This window comes from Helicobacter mustelae (assembly GCF_900476215.1).
Classification (GTDB): Bacteria; Campylobacterota; Campylobacteria; order Campylobacterales; family Helicobacteraceae; genus Helicobacter_H; species Helicobacter_H mustelae.
Map to the genome: position 1 here is coordinate 57,805 of NZ_LS483446.1, position 23,790 is coordinate 81,594.

The 23,790-nt window shown below is 42.6% G+C and carries 9 protein-coding genes, 1 other RNA gene and 1 pseudogene; 6 read left to right on the top strand and 5 right to left on the bottom strand.

Annotation, left to right across the window (positions count from 1 at the left end):
• Positions 1 to 67 precede the first annotated feature (67 nt).
• Genes pheS through DQN48_RS00290 form a run of 4 tightly spaced genes read left to right on the top strand, consistent with a single transcriptional unit; the run spans position 68 to position 5,500 of the window.
• On the top strand, positions 68 to 1,057 hold the full coding sequence (gene pheS / locus DQN48_RS00275) for a phenylalanine--tRNA ligase subunit alpha (protein WP_013022417.1): 990 nt from the start codon (positions 68 to 70) through the stop codon (positions 1,055 to 1,057).
• Positions 1,057 to 3,405, top strand: coding sequence for a phenylalanine--tRNA ligase subunit beta (gene pheT, locus DQN48_RS00280; protein WP_013022418.1), 2,349 nt, complete (start codon positions 1,057 to 1,059; stop codon positions 3,403 to 3,405). The genes pheS and pheT overlap by 1 nt, the downstream gene beginning before the upstream one ends.
• Positions 3,402 to 4,676 (top strand): 3-phosphoshikimate 1-carboxyvinyltransferase, encoded by a 1,275-nt coding sequence (gene aroA / locus DQN48_RS00285; RefSeq protein WP_013022419.1) that lies wholly within the window; start codon positions 3,402 to 3,404, stop codon positions 4,674 to 4,676. Before pheT ends, aroA begins: the two co-directional genes overlap by 4 nt.
• Positions 4,676 to 5,500, top strand: coding sequence for a 4-hydroxy-3-methylbut-2-enyl diphosphate reductase (locus DQN48_RS00290; RefSeq protein WP_013022420.1), 825 nt, complete (start codon positions 4,676 to 4,678; stop codon positions 5,498 to 5,500). Before aroA ends, DQN48_RS00290 begins: the two co-directional genes overlap by 1 nt.
• A gap of 468 nt (positions 5,501 to 5,968) precedes the next feature.
• Here the strand turns inward: DQN48_RS00290 and glpQ are convergent, their stop codons facing one another.
• Together glpQ and glpT are read right to left on the bottom strand one after the other, a co-directional pair.
• Positions 5,969 to 7,024: a glycerophosphodiester phosphodiesterase gene (glpQ, locus tag DQN48_RS00300; protein WP_013022421.1), complete on the bottom strand. Its 1,056-nt coding sequence runs from the start codon at positions 7,022 to 7,024 to the stop codon at positions 5,969 to 5,971.
• On the bottom strand, positions 7,014 to 8,453 hold the full coding sequence (gene glpT / locus DQN48_RS00305; protein WP_013022422.1) for a glycerol-3-phosphate transporter: 1,440 nt from the start codon (positions 8,451 to 8,453) through the stop codon (positions 7,014 to 7,016). Before glpT ends, glpQ begins: the two co-directional genes overlap by 11 nt.
• A gap of 228 nt (positions 8,454 to 8,681) precedes the next feature.
• Here glpT and DQN48_RS00310 point away from each other — a divergent pair, with 228 nt between their 5' ends.
• The gene (locus DQN48_RS00310; protein WP_013022423.1) at positions 8,682 to 12,524 is read left to right on the top strand and encodes an autotransporter outer membrane beta-barrel domain-containing protein; all 3,843 of its coding nucleotides are present in this window, start codon (positions 8,682 to 8,684) and stop codon (positions 12,522 to 12,524) included.
• A gap of 208 nt (positions 12,525 to 12,732) precedes the next feature.
• Here DQN48_RS00310 and DQN48_RS00315 read toward each other — a convergent pair.
• The 3 genes and pseudogenes from DQN48_RS00315 to ssrA form a co-directional block, all read right to left on the bottom strand.
• Positions 12,733 to 13,203 (bottom strand): annotated as a pseudogene (locus DQN48_RS00315) (DUF7149 domain-containing protein); the annotation flags it as partial.
• Between the two features lie 293 nt (positions 13,204 to 13,496).
• Positions 13,497 to 18,170 carry an autotransporter outer membrane beta-barrel domain-containing protein gene (locus DQN48_RS00320; protein WP_013022424.1) on the bottom strand — a complete coding sequence of 1,558 codons (4,674 nt, stop codon included), beginning with the start codon at positions 18,168 to 18,170 and terminating at the stop codon, positions 13,497 to 13,499.
• A gap of 115 nt (positions 18,171 to 18,285) precedes the next feature.
• Positions 18,286 to 18,651: a transfer-messenger RNA gene (gene ssrA, locus DQN48_RS00325) on the bottom strand.
• 916 nt (positions 18,652 to 19,567) lie between these two features.
• On the opposite strand from ssrA, the gene DQN48_RS00330 reads away from it, so the two are divergent.
• Complete coding sequence (locus tag DQN48_RS00330) at positions 19,568 to 23,641, top strand: autotransporter outer membrane beta-barrel domain-containing protein (RefSeq protein WP_231843990.1); 4,074 nt, start codon at positions 19,568 to 19,570, stop codon at positions 23,639 to 23,641.
• Positions 23,642 to 23,790 lie beyond the last annotated feature (149 nt).

Below are 23,790 nucleotides of genomic sequence, written 5' to 3' on the forward strand. Positions count from 1 at the left end.
TTTTAGATAGAATAACCCTTGCTAGCATTGTAGTTTTATATTGTTAATTTAGGTGTGAGGTGATTTGGTGGAAAAGATGTTGCAAAGGATATGGGAATCAAAAAATACCGCAGAACTTGAGGCCGTGCGTATTGAATTTTTTGGTAGAAAGGGAAGCATAACACAAAAATTTGCTATGCTCAAAGAATTAGAAGGCGAGCAAAAAAAAGAATTAGCAAAGGAGCTAAACGCTCTCAAAGCGGAGTTTGAAAAAGCATTTAACACCAAGAAGATAGAACTAGAAGATTCTGCCCTCAAAGAAGCGCTGCTTGGAGAAAAAATCGACCCCAGTTTGTTTCACAATGCACAAAAGCGCAGTGTTGGACATCCTATCAATTACACAAAAGATAGGATTATAGAATATTTTAGAAACATTGATTTTGATCTTTGTGTGGGTCCATTGATAGAGGATGATTTTCATAATTTTCAAGCGCTAAATCTTCCAGAGTATCATCCTGCGCGTGATATGCAAGATACCTTTTATTTTAGAGATTCTTTATTGCTTCGCACACATACCTCTCCCGTGCAGATTCGCACCATGCTATCTCAAAAGCCCCCTATAAAAATGATTTGTCCAGGTCCTACATTCCGCCGAGACTATGATCTCACTCATACGCCCATGTTTCACCAAGTCGAAGGGCTTGTGGTGGATGAGGTAAATAAGGCAGATTTTGCAAATTTAAAATACACCTTGGAAGATTTTCTGAAATATCTTTTTGGCGATGTGCGCGTGCGATTCCGTGCAAGCTTTTTTCCCTTCACAGAGCCCAGTGCTGAGGTAGATATTAGCTGTAATTTTTGTGATGGCAAGGGGTGTCGAGTCTGCTCTCATACAGGTTGGCTTGAAGTCTTGGGTTGTGGAGTGGTGGATTCTCATGTTTTTGAAGCGGTGGGATATAGCGGGGTGAGTGGCTATGCTTTTGGCATGGGGATTGAAAGATTGGCCATGCTTACTTGTGGGGTGAATGATTTGCGAAGCTTTTTTGAAACTGATTTAAGAGTATTGGAGCAATTTTAATGATAGTAGCAACCCATCTATTAGAAGAATTTATTGATATTTCCCATCTGGATATCCAAGAGATTTGCAAGGTCTTGGACAACATAGGGCTGGAGGTGGAATCCCTCACCCGCGTGCAAATGCCAAGAAATGTCGTGGTTGGCAAGGTCTTAGAGAAAAACCCCCATCCTGATGCAGATAAGCTGAGTGTTTGCCAAGTGGATGTAGGTAAGGAATGCCTGCAAATTGTTTGTGGTGCAAAAAATGTAGATACAGATCAATTTGTGGCTGTGGCTTTGAAGGGTGCGCGGCTAGAGTTTGATGGGAGGGTCCTAGAGATTGGAGAGAGCAAACTGCGCGGTGTGAATAGCTATGGGATGCTTTGCTCTAGCACAGAATTAGGCCTAGGCAAGATAAATGAAGGCATTATGCTGCTAGATCACAGCATCGGGGAGCTAGATCTTGGCAGGGAGTTATGTGACTACGAGAGCTTCCAGGGGTACAACTTAGAGATTTCCCTCACCCCCAATCGCGGGGATTGCCTCTGTGTATTAGGCATCGCGCGTGAGCTTAAGGCCTATTTTGGCCTCAAGCTTAAAAAATCCAGAGAATACATGAGCACCAATCAAATCGGAGTGGGGCGCAAATTCCAAGTGGCAATGGAAAACAAAATAAGTGCGTCTTTGTTTTATAAGGTCGTGGATTTTGAGAGCAAAACCCTGCCCCTAAAGCTTGGGCTAGCACTCGCCAATGCTGGGATACTCAAAAAAGGAATCTTGGAGAATTATCTAGCCTATATCACTTATATGACAGGAGTGATACTAAATGCATATGAGGCAGATGCTCTGCGCAAAGATCAAAACCAGGCCAATGAGATTTTGTGGCTCCATGTGCGCGAGGATGAGAAGGGGTTTGAGACCATATATGCAGAGGAAAGACTCTCAAATATTGGCATAGGCAATGTCATACATCAAGATATCGATCATGCAAAAACCATTGTATTTGAGGCAAGTTACATACCCCCTACTAAAATTTCCAAACTCCTTCACACCTACAAGGACTTTCCTCATGACAAGGAGCTTGTTTATAAAACTACGCGCGGAAGCAATCCAGACCTGCACATGGGAATGAATTATCTCTGCTTATTGCTTGGGGCGCATAATGATTGTTTTATTTATAATGGCATGCAGGAAGTCAAACAAGACGCCGCCCCAAATATCATACGCACGCAATTTAGTAATATTTCTAGCATTATCGGCGCAGAGATTGATGGTGAGATCATGTCTGAGATTCTCAAAAGACTGGATTTCTATCTTGAAGTCAAAGCCAATGATGATTCCTTCAGTATTGTTGTGCCAGGCTATCGTCATGATGTTTTTACCGAGCAGGATTTGGCAGAAGAGATTTTGAGAATCTATGGTGTGGACAAGATCCCTGCAGTTCCTCACAAAATGAGTGAAATTTCTAAAATCACCCCCGTTTGCACCACCTACAAAAATCAAAGAGCGCTGATTTCTCGCGCCCTTGCCAATGGATTTTTGGAATGCATTCATTATCTTTTCTATCAAAAAGAGCGCTTGCATGCGCTGGGATTCCCTACTTTGCGTGAAGAAAAAGAATTGCTAAACCCCATCACTTCTGAGCTCAATACCCTGCGCACTTCTCTTTTGCCAGCACTCTTAGATTCTGTAGCGCGAAATCAGAACTATGGCTATAGGAACATCAAGCTTTGTGAGATTGGTAGCGTGTATGATAGAGAGCGCACAGAAAGCACCAAGATCGCTTTTGTTGTCAGTGGTTGTCTAGAGGGTGAGATTTTCCCCCATCCCAAAGGAGTGAAATGGGATTTTTATACCTTTGCAAGGGTTATTTCCCAAATCATGGGGGAATTTACATTGCAAAAAAGTAGCCAAGCCCTGCCCCATGTCTTCCACCCCTATCAGAGCGCAGAGGTCCTGCGCGATGGCAAAAAGCTTGGCATCATCGCCAAACTCCACCCTAGCATCGCCAAAGAGTTAGAGATTCAAAATGCCTTTATTTGCGAGTTGGATGTGGACGCATTTTTGCTAGAACATCCACTTTTCTCACCATTTAGCAAGCTCCCTACAAGCCAGAGGGATCTCACTGTTTTGATCGATCGTGATATCGCCTTTGGTAACATACGCGATGTTCTAATGAGTGCTAGGATCTTGCATCTCAAAAATCTCTATCCCATGGATATTTTTAGTGAAAATGAGACACAGATCGCCCTTAGCATCCGCGTAGAAATTGTCCCGCTAGAAAATAACTTGAGAGAAGAAGATATCCAAGCTATCATGCAAAAGATCTTAGAGATCTTAGAAGAGAATTTTGGTGCAAAACTCAAATGAAGAGCTTTGCCCCTGCAACCTCTCTCAAGGGCGTGGTAGAAAACATCGCCTCTGACAAGTCCATCAGCCATCGCTGCGCGATGTTTAGCCTGCTTGCAAAAGGTGCCTGTGAGGTGCAAAATTTCCTGCAAGCCAGTGATACGCTAGACACCCTAAAAATCGCGCAACATTTGGGATTAGAAGTCATCCAAAAAAACTCTAACACCCTCTCTCTCATCCCTCCAAAAAACGGAATCAAAGAGCCAAATGTGCTGTTAGATTGTGGCAATGCGGGCACAGCCATGCGCCTTTATACAGGATTGCTCGCAGGAGTCAAGGGGTATTTTGTGCTTTGTGGGGACAAATACCTGCACGCTCGTCCTATGCAGCGCGTGATCGCTCCTTTGCAGAGCATTGGTGCCAGGATTTTTGCAAGAGAGGGAGGCTATGCACCTCTTAGTATCATTGGCGCAAAGTTGCAGGGTTTTGCTTACGCCAGCCCCATTGCCAGCGCTCAGGTCAAGAGTGCTATGTTGCTCTCTGGCCTTTTTGCAAGCTCAGAGAGTAGATTTAGTGAGCCAGAGCTAAGCCGCGATCATACAGAGAGGATGCTCAAAAAAATGGGCGCAAAAATCACCAAAAGTGCCAATACCATAGAGCTAGAGCCCTTGCAGGGGCCTCTAGATCCCTTTAGCATCACCATCCCCTCTGATCCTTCCAGTGCGTTTTTCTTTGCTTTAGCCGGAGTGATTGTGCCAGGTTCCCACCTGGTACTAAAAAATGTCCTGCTTAATCCTACGCGCATACAAGCTTATGAAGTGCTCAAAAAAATGGGGGCAAAAATCTCTTATGAAAATAAAAAAGAGCAAATCGAGACCACGGGGGATATCATTATAGAATCTAGCGACCTTTGTGCTATCGAGGTGAGTGAGCATATCGCATGGCTGATTGATGAATTGCCTGCGCTTGCGATTGCTATGGCAGTGGCAAAGGGCAAAAGTGTGGTAAAAAATGCCAAAGAATTGCGCGTAAAAGAAAGCGATAGAATCAAAGCCGTTGTGAGTAATCTCCAAAAAATGGGCATTGTTGCCACAGAGAGGGAAGATGGCTTTGAGATCCTTGGTGGGGAGCTAAAACCAGCGAGGGTGGATAGCTATGGAGATCATCGCATTGCTATGAGCTTTGCGGTGGCAATGCTGCTTTGTGGAGGAGAGATCGAGGATTTTTCTTGTGTGAATATTTCTTTTCCCAATTTTTTGGAAATCTTAGAGCAAATCAAAAAGGGCGCATGATGCAGATTAAATTAGCAAAAAAATATGGCTTTTGTTTTGGTGTGAAGCGCGCGATCAAGCTCGCAGAAAAAAGTCCAGGAGCCATCACTTTTGGTCCATTGATTCACAATCCTCGTGAGATTAAGCGCTTGGAAGATGGCTTTGGCGTGAGGATAGAAAATAAGACCGAAAATGTATTTGAGGGGCAAAGTGTGATCATTCGCACACATGGCATCACAAAACAAGATCTAGAGATTCTAAAAAGCAAAAACACCAAAATCACCGATGCTACCTGTCCTTTTGTGATTAAGCCCCAGCAGATTGCAGAATCCATGAGCAAAGAGGGATATTGCATCGTCATATTTGGGGATGCGAGCCATCCAGAGATCCAGGGCGTGATGAGCTATGCCGTGAGTGAACCCATTGTAGTGAACACGCTAGAGGGGCTTTATGACAAGACTTTGGGGAAAAAGGTCGCGCTCATCTCTCAAACCACCAAGCAAATGAAAAAATTTCTAGAGATTGCCAATTATCTGATGCAAAATTGCTATGAAACACGGATTTTCAATACCATCTGCAATGCCACTTTTGACAATCAAGAAGCTGTCAAGGAGCTCAGCCAAGAGGTGGATATCATGATCGTGGTGGGAGGCAAGACTTCTTCTAACACTAAGCAGCTGCTCACCATCGCGCAGATGTATTGCAAAGATAGCTATTTGGTAGAAGATGAGCGTGATTTAAAGATGCAGTGGTTTGCTGGAAAGAAAATCTGTGGGATCACTGCGGGAGCTTCGACTCCAGATTGGATCATTGAAAGAGTGCAGGATAAAATCGCGCAAATTTAATCCAAGATTTTTGATTTCTTGGAGCTGTTTTTCAAAACCCTCGCTGTTAAAATCCCCTAAGGCATCATTTCTAAAACCCTCCACCAAAAATCCCGCTCGCTTTTTAGCCCCAGGGCTTTTTTCAAAAGATTTCACCCCTCCCCTAGCCCCATGGATAGGGGATGAGGGAGCTAGAGCCCAGCAATTTTGCAAGGAAGGGGAAGCATTTGAAAAAATCCCCTGCCTCCGCATGCGGGCAATGAAGAGATAAAAACCATAACACCAAGCCCCCCTCGCTTCACTGCTTCAAGCGCCTTGAAAATCCCTTGCAGGCAGCTTGCGCTGCTGTGAGAGGCTCCCAAAATATTGATAAAAAGCGTCGTAGGGGTGGGAGATCAATAAGGGGGAGGCAGCTTGCGCATGAGAGAAGCTCTTGTCCCTATTTGCACATTCAGGCTTCCTCTCCCCTCTCATTTTTTGCAGGGCATATCAATGCCCATAAGTTTGATCTACATAGGCTCGTGCGCTATCTGGGAAATCCGTAAACACCCCGCTAGATTTTGCCCCCTTAAACAGCGCAGCATACATCTCATCCACATTTTCAAAAAAAGCAGGCAGGGCATCTTGACGCACTGTGTAGGGATGCAGTTCCATTTTGGAGCGGGCAATCTGTGCTGCTAGGGATGTATAAACAATGCGCCCCTTTTGTGAGCGCTTTGCATCAATGAGCATATACCACGCAGGGCCCACACCATCGGCATATTGAGCGATCTTTTGCATGGCTCCCTTTTCAAACATCCAATCATAGCTATAATTCTCCCATTCTCCCCGCGCATTTTTAGCCTGCGTCTCTTTCCAGTCGCTAAAGGCTATCAGTTGCACTAGCTTGACTTTCATGTTGAGGCTAGGCAAAAGCTTTGTTTTGATACGCTTGAGTTCATTGAAATCAAAAGTTTGCAGATATAGCAGGTCACCAGGCTTGCCATAGCCATATTTTTTTAATACCTTGAGCGTGGCTAGCGCGATGTCCTTGCCCTCTTTTGCATGCAACCAAGGGGCCTTGATCTCAGGGTAAATCCCGATTTTTTTGCCCATTGATTTTTCTAGCCCTTGAATGAATTCTAGCTCATCTTCAAAAGTATGGATTTTGAAATGGCTCTTCCAAAGGGGGAAGCGCTTGGGATACACAGGCACTTCCTTGCCATTTTGTATCTTGAAATTTTCTGTCATCTCTAGGCTTTGTATCTCAGCCAAAGTAAAATCTAGCACATAGTAATGCCCATCAGAGCGCGCTCTATGCGGGAATTTTTTGGCGACATCGCTAAGCCCATCCAAAAATGCATCATGGATGACTACTAGATGATTATCCTTGGTCATGACCAAATCCTGCTCCAAATAGTCCGCGCCAAGTCCCACAGCCAGGGCCTTGGCCTCTAGCGTGTGCTCAGGTAGGTAGCCGCTCGCTCCTCTGTGTGCGATCACTAGGGGTTTTGCACCCAGGGCTAATAACAACAGCCCAGCCCAAAAGAATGCTCTAATTACCATAATGCTCTCCTAATCGCGCCTTATGCTTCTTTTCAGCCAGTGTCACGATAAGCATGAGGACAATCGCGCATGCCCCTCCTACTATCATCACATAAAATCCCCCATCCCAGCCAAAGCGATCGGCCACAAAGCCAATGAGCGCTGAAGCACTCACACTCCCTCCCAAGTAGCCAAAGAGCCCAGTGAATCCCGCTGCAGTGCCCGCTGCCTTTTTTGGCGCGAGCTCTAGTGCATGCAGGCCAATGAGCATCACAGGGCCATAGATGAGAAAGCCAATTGCAGTCATCAAAATAAAATCTGCAAGTTGATTGGGATTGTCATACCAATTGGCATATTTGCTAAGCTCATCTGCTGGGGTGGCGGGGTTTAGCCATAGGGCGATGAGGGCGATTGATGTCAAAATCATAAATACAAGCCCTGTAAGCCCACGCTTGCCCTTGAAAATCTTGTCTGAGACATAGCCACACAAAAGCGTGCCTGGAATGGCAGCCAGTTCATAGATGGTGTAGGCCCAGGCAGTGCCCTTGATATCAAAATGCTTAACCTCTCCCAGATACACAGGCGACCACTTGAGCACCCCATAGCGTATAAGATACACAAAGACATTGGCAATCGCAATGGCCCAGAGCAGGCGATTTTTGAGCACATAGGTCACAAAAATTTCTTTGGCGCTGAGGTTGTGCTCATAGGTCTTTTCATCATAGTTTGGGGGGTAGTCATTGCGCCATTTTTCCACAGGGGGCAGGCCGCAGGATTGAGGAGTGTCTTTGAGGATCAAAAACACGGGCACAGCCACGATCATGGCTAAAATCCCTGGATAATACAGCGCTTGCTGCCAGATGTCTTTGGCACTGGCCTGCACGCCGTATTGGTTGAAATAGATCATGCTAGCTAGAAGCACCATCATGCCTGGCACCATCCCACCTACATTATGTGCACAGTTCCAGATGGATACGATGGAGCCACGCTCAGATTTGGACCACCAGTGCACCATGCTGCGCCCACATGCCGGCCAGCCCATGCCCTGGAGCCAGCTATTGAAAAAGATGAGCAAAAACATAATGAGCACACTGGAAGTCGCCCAGGGGACTAGGCCCATGAGGGTCATGCAAAGGCCTGAGAGAAAAAGCCCCGTGGGTAGAAACATCTTGGGGTTGGAGCGATCTGAGATGCCCGCCATAAAAAACTTAGAAAGCCCATAGGCTAGACCGATGCCCGTGCCAATGATGCCTAGCTGTGTCTTGGTGTAGAGTCCCGCTTCAATCAGACCTTTTTGGGCTAGGTCGAAGTTGGAGCGTGTGAAGTAATAGGCTGCATAGCCAAAGAAGATGCCTAGGAACACCTGCCAGCGTAGACGCTTATACACGGGGTCAATTTTGTCGTCTGCTAGCAGGGGTTTGTGGGCTGCGGTCTTGAAGGGGCCAAACATGTCGCCTCCTTTTGTGGTTTCTTGAAATGTTACTATAAAAGCAGGGCTTTGTTGTGGAAATGTCACATTTTTGCTACTTTGTTCATACATTGGGTTACGGTGGGGTGGACTGCAGTCCTCTTGCATATCTTCATCAATCACCTTTCATAAAATTTTCAAAAAATTCTTTTTCTCAAGATTTTTTTGCTTTACTTTCAGGATAAAAAAATAAGAACAAAGGTTTAAATAATGCAAAAATTCTCAAACTATAAAAAAATTTTCCAGCCATTCATTACTAACACTTTTGTGTTCTCTCTTGCTTCTAGCTTCGGGAATGCAGCAGATGGTGCAAGTCAAATCACAGTAACAGTAGATAATCCAGCGGCTGAAAAACAGACTGCTGCAGTAAGTGGGAGTGGCGGGAATGCTACTTTTTTGTTTACAAATGGTGCTGGCAGTCTCGTGCAAGATGGAGCTACAAGCGCAGGCGTAGGAACTGCAACGGGAACAAACATAGTGGTAAATATTGCAAATACAATAAATACTTTTAGCGTGACTGGTAAGGCGCTAACAGGTGGAAGCGGTGGTGTGGGGAGTGCGGGAAAGCCAGTAAATCTAACCTTTGATTTTGGTGACATCTCAGGTAGTCAAAAAACATTGAATCTAAATATTGGTAGCACGGGTGCAGGTCAGGCCAATGCCTTGACTGGGAATGTTAATGTCATTGGAGGTGGGGGCAGTAATTTGCAAAAGGGAAATGCAGGCACAACATTTAATGCGAATTTTGATAAAGCGATTGTGACTGGAAATATCACCACAAGAAGGGGAGCAAGTGGTGCGGGAGCAAATCATATTACATTTAGCAATACTGGTGCAAATCAGGCAACAGTGGTATTGAGGGGGAATATTCTTAACTTTGGAGGCATAAATAATGTGAGCTTTGATCAAGGAACCATGAAGGGAAATATTGAAGCAAGGCATCTTAGCAATGCAAGCCCTGGATACAATCAAGTACAATTCTTGCAAGATGGAGTGGTGTATGAGGGGAATATCACTGCAAGTGGTGGAGAGAATGTGTTATTTTTTGGTAGAAAGGAATCCAAAACAGTTGGATCTAGCAGCAGTGGTGGCATCACTCCTGCTGCCTCTGGCAATGGCACTGCAGACAATGGCAAATTACAAACCATTTTCACTGGCAATGGAGATACCTTCAAAGGAAATCTCCTAGCAGAAAATGGTGGAAAAAACACTATGACATTTTATAAAAATGGCAAGATTGAAGGCAGCACAGGCATTGTGCAAATCACAGCTAATAATGCTAGCAATACTATTGAACTAAGAAATGGCGGAAGCATCACAAATGCTAGGATCCTCTCACAAGAAGGAGGCAAAAACTCCATTGGCTTTTCCACTTCTGATGGAGGAGCAAGCAGTGCAAGCCAAACAGGTGGTTCCACAACCCCCAACTCAAAGTTTGATGCAATCTCTTCTGGCAATAATAGTTCTACCACCATCCTCCTCCAAACTCCCATGACCCTAGATGCTAACATCACTTATGGAGGGCATTTTGCTGGGAATTCCTATGTTTATGATGGCAGCAATAATACTGTAACTCTATTCTTTGCCAATAAGAGAAGTGAGGGCACTACAGCTCCTAGCACAACTCCCTCTAACAATGCAAGTCAAACCAGGGCAGCTTCACAAATAAGCAATACAAGCCCAGTAAATAGCACAAGTTCTACTACAGAGCTGGCTGCAAGCTTCAAAGATGGCATCTCTTTGCAACTCCAAGATAAAAGCATAAATTTAGATGGCAAGGATGGCACTTATTCTACCTCTTTTATCTCCACTGCTATGGCTCATGGACTAGGAGCTAATAGCACAACTCCTCTCCATGTCCATGTAATAAAAAGTGGTGATGCAAATAATGTCAACAACTCCATCACATTAAGTGGTGTTGCAGTGGGCTCTGTAAGTGCACTTTCCTCTTCTGATGCGACAAATCCTGCAGCAATAAATTCTACCTATACAATTAACCTGCAAAATAAAAGCATCTTCCTAGGAAGCTTTAGCAAGGATTTGCAAAATAGCCACACCAAGGTAAATTTGGTATTAGAACACAATGCAAAATTCATTGCAGATTCCAGCACACAGCTAGAAAATCTCACCATCCAAGCAGCCACCTTTGATAAAAATGATAGTGCAACACCCACTCTTTTGCAAAACAATACCGTAGTAGATGTTGCTAGTGGGGGTGGCAGCAATAATATTACAAGAGAGGGAAATACCTTCTATCTCCTAAGCATTGGAAAGGATCCCACAAATATAGCACAAGCAACTGGAGGTGCAAGCAGTGCAAGTCAAACAGGTAGTACAGGTGGTTCCACACCCACAGGTTCCACAACCCCAAATAATGCACTAGGAGCCAATGGTCTTAGCGGAAGTAATGCGCTCTTTAGGGTCTATGTAAATACCAATGCCAATCAAGGAAGCAATGGTAGCAATAATGGCAGTGGAGCAGCATTGAATAATCAACACTCCTCTAATGGCAGCGGCCTTTATGGATATATTTATTCTGATAGGGTGATTGTTCATAATGTCAAAAACAGTGCTTCTGGAAATACAATCACTAGAAGCACTGGGGGAAGTACAAGCACTGCAACTAGCATCACACCTCTCACAGAATACCTCCAAATCCTAGCAAGTGGCAATGTATCAAGCATTAAATATCATGGTGGTGGTACAGAAACTAAGGGAAATATTGGAGTGGCAACAGTGAGAAATGATGCCTCTGGCAAAGCATTAGTAGATTTTAAAACCATAGGAACAATTGTGGGATTTGATGCGCTTGATACCAAGCTCATTGCTATAAAAACAGATGCCTATGGCAAGGTAAAGAACAATGGACTTAGTGGAGCTGGAGCTAGTGGAGGCACTAGTGGGGGTGGAATTCATGGAAATGACTACACCACTTATTTCTTGCAATCTGGGGTTTCTGGTACTTCTAGGGCAAACCAACTTGCATCAGCCACTGCACTAGCTAGTAATTACTATCTCTACCTAGCCAATATCAATAGCCTAAATAAGCGCCTAGGAGAACTTAGAAATAATCCCCATGCCAATGGTGTGTGGATCCGACTATTTAATGGTATGCAAACCACAACCTTTGCGCTCCAAACCAAATCCATCTACACCACTCTGCAGGGTGGCTATGATTATGCCTTTGGAAGTGAGGGGGCTAATGATTATCTAGGCTTTGCAATCTCTTATGCCAATGCGGGTATGGATTCTCTCATGAGGGCTCAAGCATTCAATCATGCACAAAAAGGAATCAAATCTAGCAGTGGCAATGCCTTTGAAATCGCACTCTATAACTCCTATGTACAAGATGGTGCAACAAGAAGCACGAATTTTAAAAATGGTCTTTATAGTGATAGCATCATAAAGCTTAGCTTTCTTGCTAATAAAATCAAGCTTGCAGGGAATAACAACACTCCCAGTGTGAATAACTTTGGCTTTACCTTTTCTCAAGAGATTGGCTATCGCTTCTTGCTAGGGGAAAATCAAGAGTGGTACATTACTCCACAAGGGGAGCTCACTCTGGGATATTTAAACCAAAGCAATCTCAAACAGGTGCTAGGAAGCCATTATCTTAGTGGTGTGCAAACCTCCATCTTCACATTGCAAGGACGCATAGGAAGCAGCTTTGGCTATAGGTTTTATCAATTCACTGCAGATAAAAACTATTACCCAGAGATTTATTTGGGATTGTATGGAGTGGGGAATTATATTGGTGGGGGAGATATCACCCTCATCTCCAATCTAGGTTCTGTAAATGCTTTAAGGACACTAGGCTCTACGGGAAGATTCCTCTTTAACCTAGGGACAAATTTCACCATCAAAGACAATCACAGAGTGTACTTTGATTTTGAAAGAAGCTTTGGAGGCAGGATTATTGTAGATTATCAATTCAACATTGGCTATCGCTATAGCTTTGGAGAAAACAAGAAATATGCCTCTTTAGCAGGTAGCATTAGCCAGACTATCAAGAGAGATGAGAAGAAACAAAACAAAGAAGAAATAACAGAATGATTCTTGATTTCATTCCAAGATCTGGGCTTTAGCACTAAGGAGATGGGAGAAGAAAACAAAGAAGAGCAATTCTTGATTTTCTTAGGATGGATTTTCTTTTATAGCCGCGGCGCGTGAGGATTGACTTCTGGCTTCCTTAGGATGGATTTCTTAGCAAAGGCACAGACTTAGGATTGATTTCTTAGGATCCCAGCCAATAAAAGCATTACTTTTTGATTTTTGCATCTTTGAGGAAGACATGAAATCTCCTGGCATCAAAGACATAGAATTCACAAGGGTTGCAGAGGATGATGTGCCTGATGGAGTTGTTGTTATGTTTTTCTCTTTCTCTTAAAAAATAGAGAATCCCCTCACAAAGGGCTTTGCTTAGGGGGTTTTCTTTATCTTTGGGAAATTCTGCTTTATTTTTGAGCGCCTTGACTTCAATTAAGACCTGGGCTTCATTATCGACATAGATTGCGCTATCAATATTCCCCTTGGTATTGCAGTCATATCCATAGACTTTGTTTAGGAATTTATTGATTTCATTTTTTTGGTATTCTTCATCCTCTCTAGTTTGTGCCTTTTCTAGGAAGGTTTTTAGTTCTTTTTCAAAATCCTCTATGGTTTGCTTTTGGGGTGCTTTTGGATTGTGAGGAGCGAGGAAATCCTCTAGTGGTATGTGAGAAAAAGTGATCATAAAATGCCCTTGAATCTAGGAAAAATAGATTCCATTATACCACCAATGGGGTATTGAAAGCCCCACACAACCAACATCCCCCCTCCAAGGCCTTGAAGCTAGGAGATCCTAAGAAATCAATCCTAAGTCTGTGCCTTTGCTAAGAAATCCATCCTAAGGAAGCCAGAAGTCAATCCTCACGCGCCGCGGCTATAAAAGAAAATCCATCCTAAGAAAATCAAGAATTGCTCTTCTTTGTTTTCTTCTCCCATCTCCTTAGTGCTAAAGCCCAGATCTTGGAATGAAATCAAGAATCATTCTGTTATTTCTTCTTTGTTTTGTTTCTTCTCATCTCTCTTGATAGTCTGGCTAATGCTACCTGCTAAAGAGGCATATTTCTTGTTTTCTCCAAAGCTATAGCGATAGCCAATGTTGAATTGATAATCTACAATAATCCTGCCTCCAAAGCTTCTTTCAAAATCAAAGTACACTCTGTGATTGTCTTTGATGGTGAAATTTGTCCCTAGGTTAAAGAGGAATCTTCCCGTAGAGCCTAGTGTCCTTAAAGCATTTACAGAACCTAGATTGGAGATGAGGGTGATATCTCCCCCACCAATATAATTCCCCACTCCATACAATCCCAAATAAATCTCTGGGTAATAGTTTTTATCTGCAGTGAATTGATAAAACCTATAGCCAAAGCTGCTTCCTATGCGTCCTTGCAATGTGAAGATGGAGGTTTGCACACCACTAAGATAATGGCTTCCTAGCACCTGTTTGAGATTGCTTTGGTTTAAATATCCCAGAGTGAGCTCCCCTTGTGGAGTAATGTACCACTCTTGATTTTCCCCTAGCAAGAAGCGATAGCCAATCTCTTGAGAAAAGGTAAAGCCAAAGTTATTCACACTGGGAGTGTTGTTATTCCCTGCAAGCTTGATTTTATTAGCAAGAAAGCTAAGCTTTATGATGCTATCACTATAAAGACCATTTTTAAAATTCGTGCTTCTTGTTGCACCATCTTGTACATAGGAGTTATAGAGTGCGATTTCAAAGGCATTGCCACTGCTAGATTTGATTCCTTTTTGTGCATGATTGAATGCTTGAGCCCTCATGAGAGAATCCATACCCGCATTGGCATAAGAGATTGCAAAGCCTAGATAATCATTAGCCCCCTCACTTCCAAAGGCATAATCATAGCCACCCTGCAGAGTGGTGTAGATGGATTTGGTTTGGAGCGCAAAGGTTGTGGTTTGCATACCATTAAATAGTCGGATCCACACACCATTGGCATGGGGATTATTTCTAAGTTCTCCTAGGCGCTTATTTAGGCTATTGATATTGGCTAGGTAGAGATAGTAATTACTAGCTAGTGCAGTGGCTGATGCAAGTTGGTTTGCCCTAGAAGTACCAGAAACCCCAGATTGCAAGAAATAAGTGGTGTAGTCATTTCCATGAATTCCACCCCCACTAGTGCCTCCACTAGCTCCAGCTCCACTAAGTCCATTGTTCTTTACCTTGCCATAGGCATCTGTTTTTATAGCAATGAGCTTGGTATCAAGCGCATCAAATCCCACAATTGTTCCTATGGTTTTAAAATCTACTAATGCTTTGCCAGAGGCATCATTTCTCACTGTTGCCACTCCAATATTTCCCTTAGTTTCTGTACCACCACCATGATATTTAATGCTTGATACATTGCCACTTGCTAGGATTTGGAGGTATTCTGTGAGAGGTGTGATGCTAGTTGCAGTGCTTGTACTTCCCCCAGTGCTTCTAGTGATTGTATTTCCAGAAGCACTGTTTTTGACATTATGAACAATCACCCTATCAGAATAAATATATCCATAAAGGCCGCTGCCATTAGAGGAGTGTTGATTATTCAATGCTGCTCCACTGCCATTATTGCTACCATTGCTTCCTTGATTGGCATTGGTATTTACATAGACCCTAAAGAGCGCATTACTTCCGCTAAGACCATTGGCTCCTAGTGCATTATTTGGGGTTGTGGAACCTGTGGGTGTGGAACCACCTGTACTACCTGTTTGACTTGCACTGCTTGCACCTCCAGTTGCTTGTGCTATATTTGTGGGATCCTTTCCAATGCTTAGGAGATAGAAGGTATTTCCCTCTCTTGTAATATTATTGCTGCCACCCCCACTAGCAACATCTACTACGGTATTGTTTTGCAAAAGAGTGGGTGTTGCACTATCATTTTTATCAAAGGTGGCTGCTTGGATGGTGAGATTTTCTAGCTGTGTGCTGGAATCTGCAATGAATTTTGCATTGTGTTCTAATACCAAATTTACCTTGGTGTGGCTATTTTGCAAATCCTTGCTAAAGCTTCCTAGGAAGATGCTTTTATTTTGCAGGTTAATTGTATAGGTAGAATTTATTGCTGCAGGATTTGTCGCATCAGAAGAGGAAAGTGCACTTACAGAGCCCACTGCAACACCACTTAATGTGATGGAGTTGTTGACATTATTTGCATCACCACTTTTTATTACATGGACATGGAGAGGAGTTGTGCTATTAGCTCCTAGTCCATGAGCCATAGCAGTGGAGATAAAAGAGGTAGAATAAGTGCCATCCTTGCCATCTAAATTTATGCTTTTATCTTGGAGTTGCAAAGAGATGCCATCTTTGAAGCTTGCAGCCAGCTCTGTAGTAGAACTTGTGCTATTTACTGGGCTTGTATTGCTTATTTGTGAAGCTGCCCTGGTTTGACTTGCATTGTTAGAGGGAGTTGTGCTAGGAGCTGTAGTGCCCTCACTTCTCTTATTGGCAAAGAATAGAGTTACAGTATTATTGCTGCCATCATAAACATAGGAATTCCCAGCAAAATGCCCTCCATAAGTGATGTTAGCATCTAGAGTCATGGGAGTTTGGAGGAGGATGGTGGCATTGCTTTCATCAGAGACAACAACATTAAATTCTGGAATGGGAATATTTTCAAATTGCAGAGGATTTGTTCTGCTCCCTCCCAAGACAACCAACCCGATTCCCCCATTTGTAGCAATGATATTTCCACTACTTTTATTCTCTGTAAATACATACTGATACAGTGCTTGGATTTTTGCATCCATCGCGCTATTCTTACTTACTTGCGCGCTGAGTGCATAGGCACCATTCCCATCATCTTTAACAACCCCAGCTTTTATCATCATCTTTTTGATGTTGCTAGGAGCCCAGTAAGCATTACTAAAAACTGCCCGACTATAGCCCCCACTTACAATGAAATTTCCTGCAAATGCAATGCCATCAAGCATCGCATCCATCCGTGCGCCTTGATTGAGCGCGTTATTGTTTGGTGTGGAATCAGAAAATGTGGCAATGCTGGTTGCCTCGTTTGTGCTTATATCCGCTGCTAAAAGAATCTTATTGCTCACCCTATCAGAAGTGGAAAAATTTATCGAGTTTTTTCCTTCTTCTTGTGCAACAACCGTAGCATTTGTAATCAGTCCGCCATTTTTAAAAGAAATGAAATTCTCTCCATTGTTGGCTGTGATTGTCACGGGATTATCTCTAGTTCCTCCAATCTTGCCATTTTTATAAAATGTCACAGTGTTTTTTCCACCATTTTCTGCTAGGAGATTTCCTTTGAAGGTAGCATTATTTCCTGTAGTGACAATCTTTGTCTGAGCAGATTGCTGACCACTAGTGCCATTGCTAGAGAGAGTGGGGCTGCCATTGTTGCCTGCAGTTTTTATAGCGTTGGCAGTGGGGATGCCATTAACTGTTGCTTTTTTCTGACTACCAAAAAATAACACATTCTCTCCACCACTTGCAGTGATATTCCCCTCATACACCACTCCATCTTGCAAGAATTGTACTTGATTGTATCCAGGGCTTGCATTGCTAAGATGCCTTGCTTCAATATTTCCCTTCATGGTTCCTGTTTGGAAGGCAACGATATTTCCCCCTTGTTTTTGAGAGAAGTTCCCTGTAGTAGTGGTTCCTCCAATTCCATAAGAGATGATATTTCCCTCTAGCCAAACCACATTCCTTAGAGCAGTGTTTGGACTAAAGGAGCTTTGGCTCACGCCAAAACCCCCAAATGTGACATGATTTGTAGAAAATTCATCCCTTGTGATAATATCCCCCCTCATTGCGGCTCCATTAATGAAGTTAGCGGTAAATACCTCGATGTTAGGATTGCCATTCTCATGGACGCCACCGATATTCCCATTTAAGATTAATCCGTTTGCGCTTGAATTTACGCCTTCTGCCCATCCTGCATGCCCAGCGTCTATCCCTCCATCAAACACCACCACAGGGGGAGTTTGAGACGGATTGCCAAGGCTATTAGAAGGGTTTTTATAACCATAGGCATTTGCATAAATATTGACCAAAGGACCGCTAATGCCTGCTGCATTCTTAAAGGTGGTTATGCCTAGGGCATGTTGTCCTAATACAATGCTTTTGCTATTCCTTACAGAATTTACATTTTGATAAAGATAAAAGGTATTGCTTCCTTGGTCATCGATAAAAATATCCCCCGTTAGTGCCCTGTTAAATGTCCCTATAAAAGTTCCTTTTGTGCTTAGATCCCTAGAACCAGTAACCCCGCTTTCACTAGAGCTGGCATCACCATAATTTGTGGTATTGATAATGCGAATATTTCCAATGAATCCTTGATTTAGATTAAGGGTAAAGGTTTTTGGGGCGGTGCTTGCCTTCCCATTAAAATCAAAAGTGATTGCATTGCCTCCAATTTTTATCGCAGAATAATAATCATTCACAATGAGATTATCTATTTTGGAGAAAACAGATACAACTATAGGATTGCCTGCTGTGCTCTCTTCATAACCAGCATTTCCACTTCTATTGGTATCTGTAAATTGAAAGGTGATGCTTTTATTGGCTGGAATCACTTCATTATAAATCGTATCTGCTGCATTCATAAAACTGCAGGCAAGGGAAAATGCAAGAGTGCTGGCAATGAGCGGTCGGAAGAATTTTTTATTTCTTGAGGAATTCCTTATTTGCATTATTTAAACCTTAGTTATGTTTCTTATAGCTTAAAAAAAGAAGCTTAAAAAGACATTAAAGAAAATTCCTTTAAAAAAATTTCGTTCCTGAAAAAAGCCTTATGAAAAGCGATGATGGTGGAGCTGTGGGGGATCGAACCCCAGTCCAAAAATTATATCTACAAGGATCTCTACATGCTTAGCAAAGTTGAATAATCTTTTTGCCCGCTAGATTCAACTTTCAAAATCTTTTGCAGGCAAGCAGTCTTATCTTTGCTTTTTTGATGACACAAAAAAGCGCAACCTACGAAATAACGACCTTTTTTGTTAGTAGATATGGCAAAAAGATCGGCTCCAAAACAGAGATAAACCTACGCTACTTTTGCGTAAGCTGGAGCGTAATTTTTGTTGTTTGCGTTTAATTTAAGCTGGCAGGATTACGGTATGCCTACCGACATGCAATCCAAGCGATACAATTCCTGTCGAAAGCCAAATCAGCCCCGCGAAATTGGATCCAATGCTTGAGCGGGTTGCAAAAAGGCAAATCCCATGGACCACAAAACCCTGCATAGCCAAAGCAACGTAGCGCATGGGAGTCCAATGACAAGCCAAACCCAAAAATCTTAATGGGACCCCTAAGAATGGGAACCAAGCAGCGATTCTAGCATCATTGCTCCATCATGTCAATGGGATTTGGTATTACAAAATAAGAAATTCTTCATTTAGCAGATGGATCCTTTTTAACCACCAACCAAATCCAACCCGATTCCCAGAAACTTCACCCAAGGAGTCCGAGCTTTTTGATTTCTTGCAATCTTTGACAATGAACCCCGCCATCATAATCCTCGCCAATCATTAAAATTAAAAGCATCCTTTATCTAAAATACAAAGAAGCATCCGCTTCCCCATGAAATAGCATTTTTTGCTCCACTCCTTTCCCCCAAATCTCCCCTTTAATTTGCCTTTTTATTACTCTATTGTTGTTCCAATGGTAACAAAACACCATCTCATCATTATCATAATGGTTACAAAAAAACCCAATTCCTAAAATTTTTTACTAAAAAAATCTTTTTTTTAAGATACTCACAGGATTTATGTTGCATGCTTAAATTAATGTTCTGCTAATTGAAGTGGAAACATTAACCCATTGAATATTAAATTTTTCAGAGGAATAAATCATGATTACGAAAAAATCTAACTTAGAAAAAAACAAAAAAGGAGGGATAGGAATCATCAAAAAAGCTCTAAAGCATCGTGGTTCCCCCTCTTTTTTCATTGCCAGCACTCTTGCTTTTACGCTTAGCTCAAATCATCTTTTTGCAACTTCAAGATGGGTGACACCAGCAAGCGACACCGCCTTCTGGAATAATTGTCTTTCCACATCCGCTTGTCCTTCTACGAATCAGGGTAAAAATGTTATGTTTATTTTTATGAATGTGAGCGGTGCTAATGGTGTTGGAGTTTATAACACAGAAAAATTGTTACTTTTCCAAATCCGTCCACCTGTGTATAGCCTTAGCTTTAGTGATGCAAATTTTGAACGCAGGCATTTTGATCTTGGAGATAAAAGCATGATCTTTGATTTTGGCTCCCAGGACATTTCTTCTGAGAGGAAGTTTACTGTCACTGCAGGTTATAAATTTGTCGGCAATATCGAAATTGACAATACAGGAAATAACCCCGCAGAAACCAATGCAACAGCACAAAACATCACAACAAAAGGAGTTTTTGACGGAAGATTTACTTCAGGAATGGAGGGAAATATTCTCATCCAAAACCAAGGAACCAATACCTTTGCTCTTGCTATGAATATGAATTCTGCAGCTAAACCTGGGAGCATTATCTTGGGGCAAAATAATAGTGCTTTTACTACATTTCGATTCAATCCAGCAGACATTTTCCCCCGCAGTCCTGGTGTTGTAGAGAGTCAAGTAGTAATCTATGCCAATCTCTATCGTTATCAGACAAATAACGAATCCAGTGGCCTAGGTATCGCTACGGTCAATTTTAGTGGAGATGGGGTATTCCAGGGGAATATCGGTGGCGTGCATGATAACATCAATCCTAATGCCAAGGCCTACAATGTCTATTTCTCCAATGGAGCGGTAATGAAGGGGAATATCATAACAGGAACCCCTAGTTCTGGCAAGGACTATGTACAAAAAATCGTATCCTTTGGCAGCGGCAATGTCACAAGACAAGCGGTTATCACATCTGTCTCTCCCTATACTACTAATGCAAGCACGGTTTGGCTAGAGGGAAATATCATCTCTTATGGGATTGGAGGAACCACTACTGCAGGGAACTTCTCTCAAAAACAAGGGGGAAATATCGTTGCCTTCCAAACAGGAACCATGAAGGGAAATATTGAAGCAAGGCATCTTAGCAATGCAAGCCCTGGATACAATCAAGTACAATTCTTGCAAGATGGAGTGGTGTATGAGGGGAATATCACTGCAAGTGGTGGAGAGAATGTGTTATTTTTTGGTAGAAAGGAATCCAAAACAGTTGGATCTAGCAGCAGTGGTGGCATCACTCCTGCTGCCTCTGGCAATGGCACTGCAGACAATGGCAAATTACAAACCATTTTCACTGGCAATGGAGATACCTTCAAAGGAAATCTCCTAGCAGAAAATGGTGGAAAAAACACTATGACATTTTATAAAAATGGCAAGATTGAAGGCAGCACAGGCATTGTGCAAATCACAGCTAATAATGCTAGCAATACTATTGAACTAAGAAATGGCGGAAGCATCACAAATGCTAGGATCCTCTCACAAGAAGGAGGCAAAAACTCCATTGGTTTTTCCACTTCTGATGGAGGAGCAAGCAGTGCAAGCCAAACAGGTGGTTCCACAGGCACAGGTTCCACAACCCCCAACTCAAAGTTTGATGCAATCTCTTCTGGCAATAATAGTTCTACCACCATCCTCCTCCAAACTCCCATGACCCTAGATGCTAACATCACTTATGGAGGGCATTTTGCTGGGAATTCCTATGTTTATGATGGCAGCAATAATACTGTAACTCTATTCTTTGCCAATAAGAGAAGTGAGGGCACTACAGCTCCTAGCACAACTCCCTCTAACAATGCAAGTCAAACCAGGGCAGCTTCACAAGCAAGCAATACAAGCCCAGTAAATAGCACAAGTTCTACTACAGAGCTGGCTGCAAGCTTCAAAGATGGCATCTCTTTGCAACTCCAAGATAAAAGCATAAATTTAGATGGCAAGGATGGCACTTATTCTACCTCTTTTATCTCCACTGCTATGAGTCATGGACTAGGAGCTAATAGCACAACTCCTCTCCATGTCCGTGTAATAAAAAGTGGTGATGCAAATAATGTCAACAACTCCATCACATTAAGTGGTATTGCAGTGGGCTCTGTGAGTGCACTTTCCTCTTCTGATGCGACAAATCCTGCAGCAATAAATTCTACCTATACAATTAACCTGCAAAATAAAAGCATCTTCCTAGGAAGCTTTAGCAAGGATTTGCAAAATAGCCACACCAAGGTAAATTTGGTATTAGAACACAATGCAAAATTCATTGCAGATTCCAGCACACAGCTAGAAAACCTAACCATCCAAGCAGCCACCTTTGATAAAAATGATAGTGCAACACCCACTCTTTTGCAAAACAATACCGTAGTAGATGTTGCTAGTGGGGGTGGCAGCAATAATATTACAAGAGAGGGAAATACCTTCTATCTCCTAAGCATTGGAAAGGATCCCACAAATATAGCACAAGCAACTGGAGGTGCAAGCAATACAAGTCAAACAGGTGGTTCCACAACCCCAAATAATGCACTAGGAGCCAATGGTCTTAGCGGAAGTAATGCGCTCTTTAAGGTCTATGTAAATACCAATGCCAATCAAGGAAGCAATGGTAGCAATAATGGCAGTGGAGCAGCATTGAATAATCAACACTCCTCTAATGGCAGCGGCCTTTATGGATATATTTATTCTGATAGGGTGATTGTTCATAATGTCAAAAACAGTGCTTCTGGAAATACAATCACTAGAAGCACTGGGGGAAGTACAAGCACTGCAACTAGCATCACACCTCTCACAGAATACCTCCAAATCCTAGCAAGTGGCAATGTATCAAGCATTAAATATCATGGTGGTGGTACAGAAACTAAGGGAAATATTGGAGTGGCAACAGTGAGAAATGATGCCTCTGGCAAAGCATTAGTAGATTTTAAAACCATAGGAACAATTGTGGGATTTGATGCGCTTGATACCAAGCTCATTGCTATAAAAACAGATGCCTATGGCAAGGTAAAGAACAATGGACTTATTGGAGCTAGTGGAGCTGGAGCTAGTGGAGGCACTAGTGGGGGTGGAATTCATGGAAATGACTACACCACTTATTTCTTGCAATCTGGGGTTTCTGGTACTTCTAGGGCAAACCAACTTGCATCAGCCACTGCACTAGCTAGTAATTACTATCTCTACCTAGCCAATATCAATAGCCTAAATAAGCGCCTAGGAGAACTTAGAAATAATCCCCATGCCAATGGTGTGTGGATCCGACTATTTAATGGTATGCAAACCACAACCTTTGCGCTCCAAACCAAATCCATCTACACCACTCTGCAGGGTGGCTATGATTATGCCTTTGGAAGTGAGGGGGCTAATGATTATCTAGGCTTTGCAATCTCTTATGCCAATGCGGGTATGGATTCTCTCATGAGGGCTCAAGCATTCAATCATGCACAAAAAGGAATCAAATCTAGCAGTGGCAATGCCTTTGAAATCGCACTCTATAACTCCTATGTACAAGATGGTGCAACAAGAGGCACGAATTTTAAAAATGGTCTTTATAGTGATAGCATCATAAAGCTTAGCTTTCTTGCTAATAAAATCAAGCTTGCAGGGAATAACAACACTCCCAGTGTGAATAACTTTGGCTTTACCTTTTCTCAAGAGATTGGCTATCGCTTCTTGCTAGGGGAAAATCAAGAGTGGTACATTACTCCACAAGGGGAGCTCACTCTGGGATATTTAAACCAAAGCAATCTCAAACAGGTGCTAGGAAGCCATTATCTTAGTGGTGTGCAAACCTCCATCTTCACATTGCAAGGACGCATAGGAAGCAGCTTTGGCTATAGGTTTTATCAATTCACTGCAGATAAAAACTATTACCCAGAGATTTATTTGGGATTGTATGGAGTGGGGAATTATATTGGTGGGGGAGATATCACCCTCATCTCCAATCTAGGTTCTGTAAATGCTTTAAGGACACTAGGCTCTACGGGAAGATTCCTCTTTAACCTAGGGACAAATTTCACCATCAAAGACAATCACAGAGTGTATTTTGATTTTGAAAGAAGCTTTGGAGGCAGGATTATTGTAGATTATCAATTCAACATTGGCTATCGCTATAGCTTTGGAGAAAACAAGAAATATGCCTCTTTAGCAGGTAGCATTAGCCAGACTATTAAGAGAGATGAGAAGAAACAAAACAAAGAAGAAATAACAGAATGATTCTTGATTTCATTCCAAGATCTGGGCTTTAGCACTAAGGAGATGGGAGAAGAAAACAAAGAAGAGCAATTCTTGATTTTCTTAGGATGGATTTTCTTTTATAGCCGCGGCGCGTGAGGATTGACTTCTGGCTTCCTTAGGATGGATTT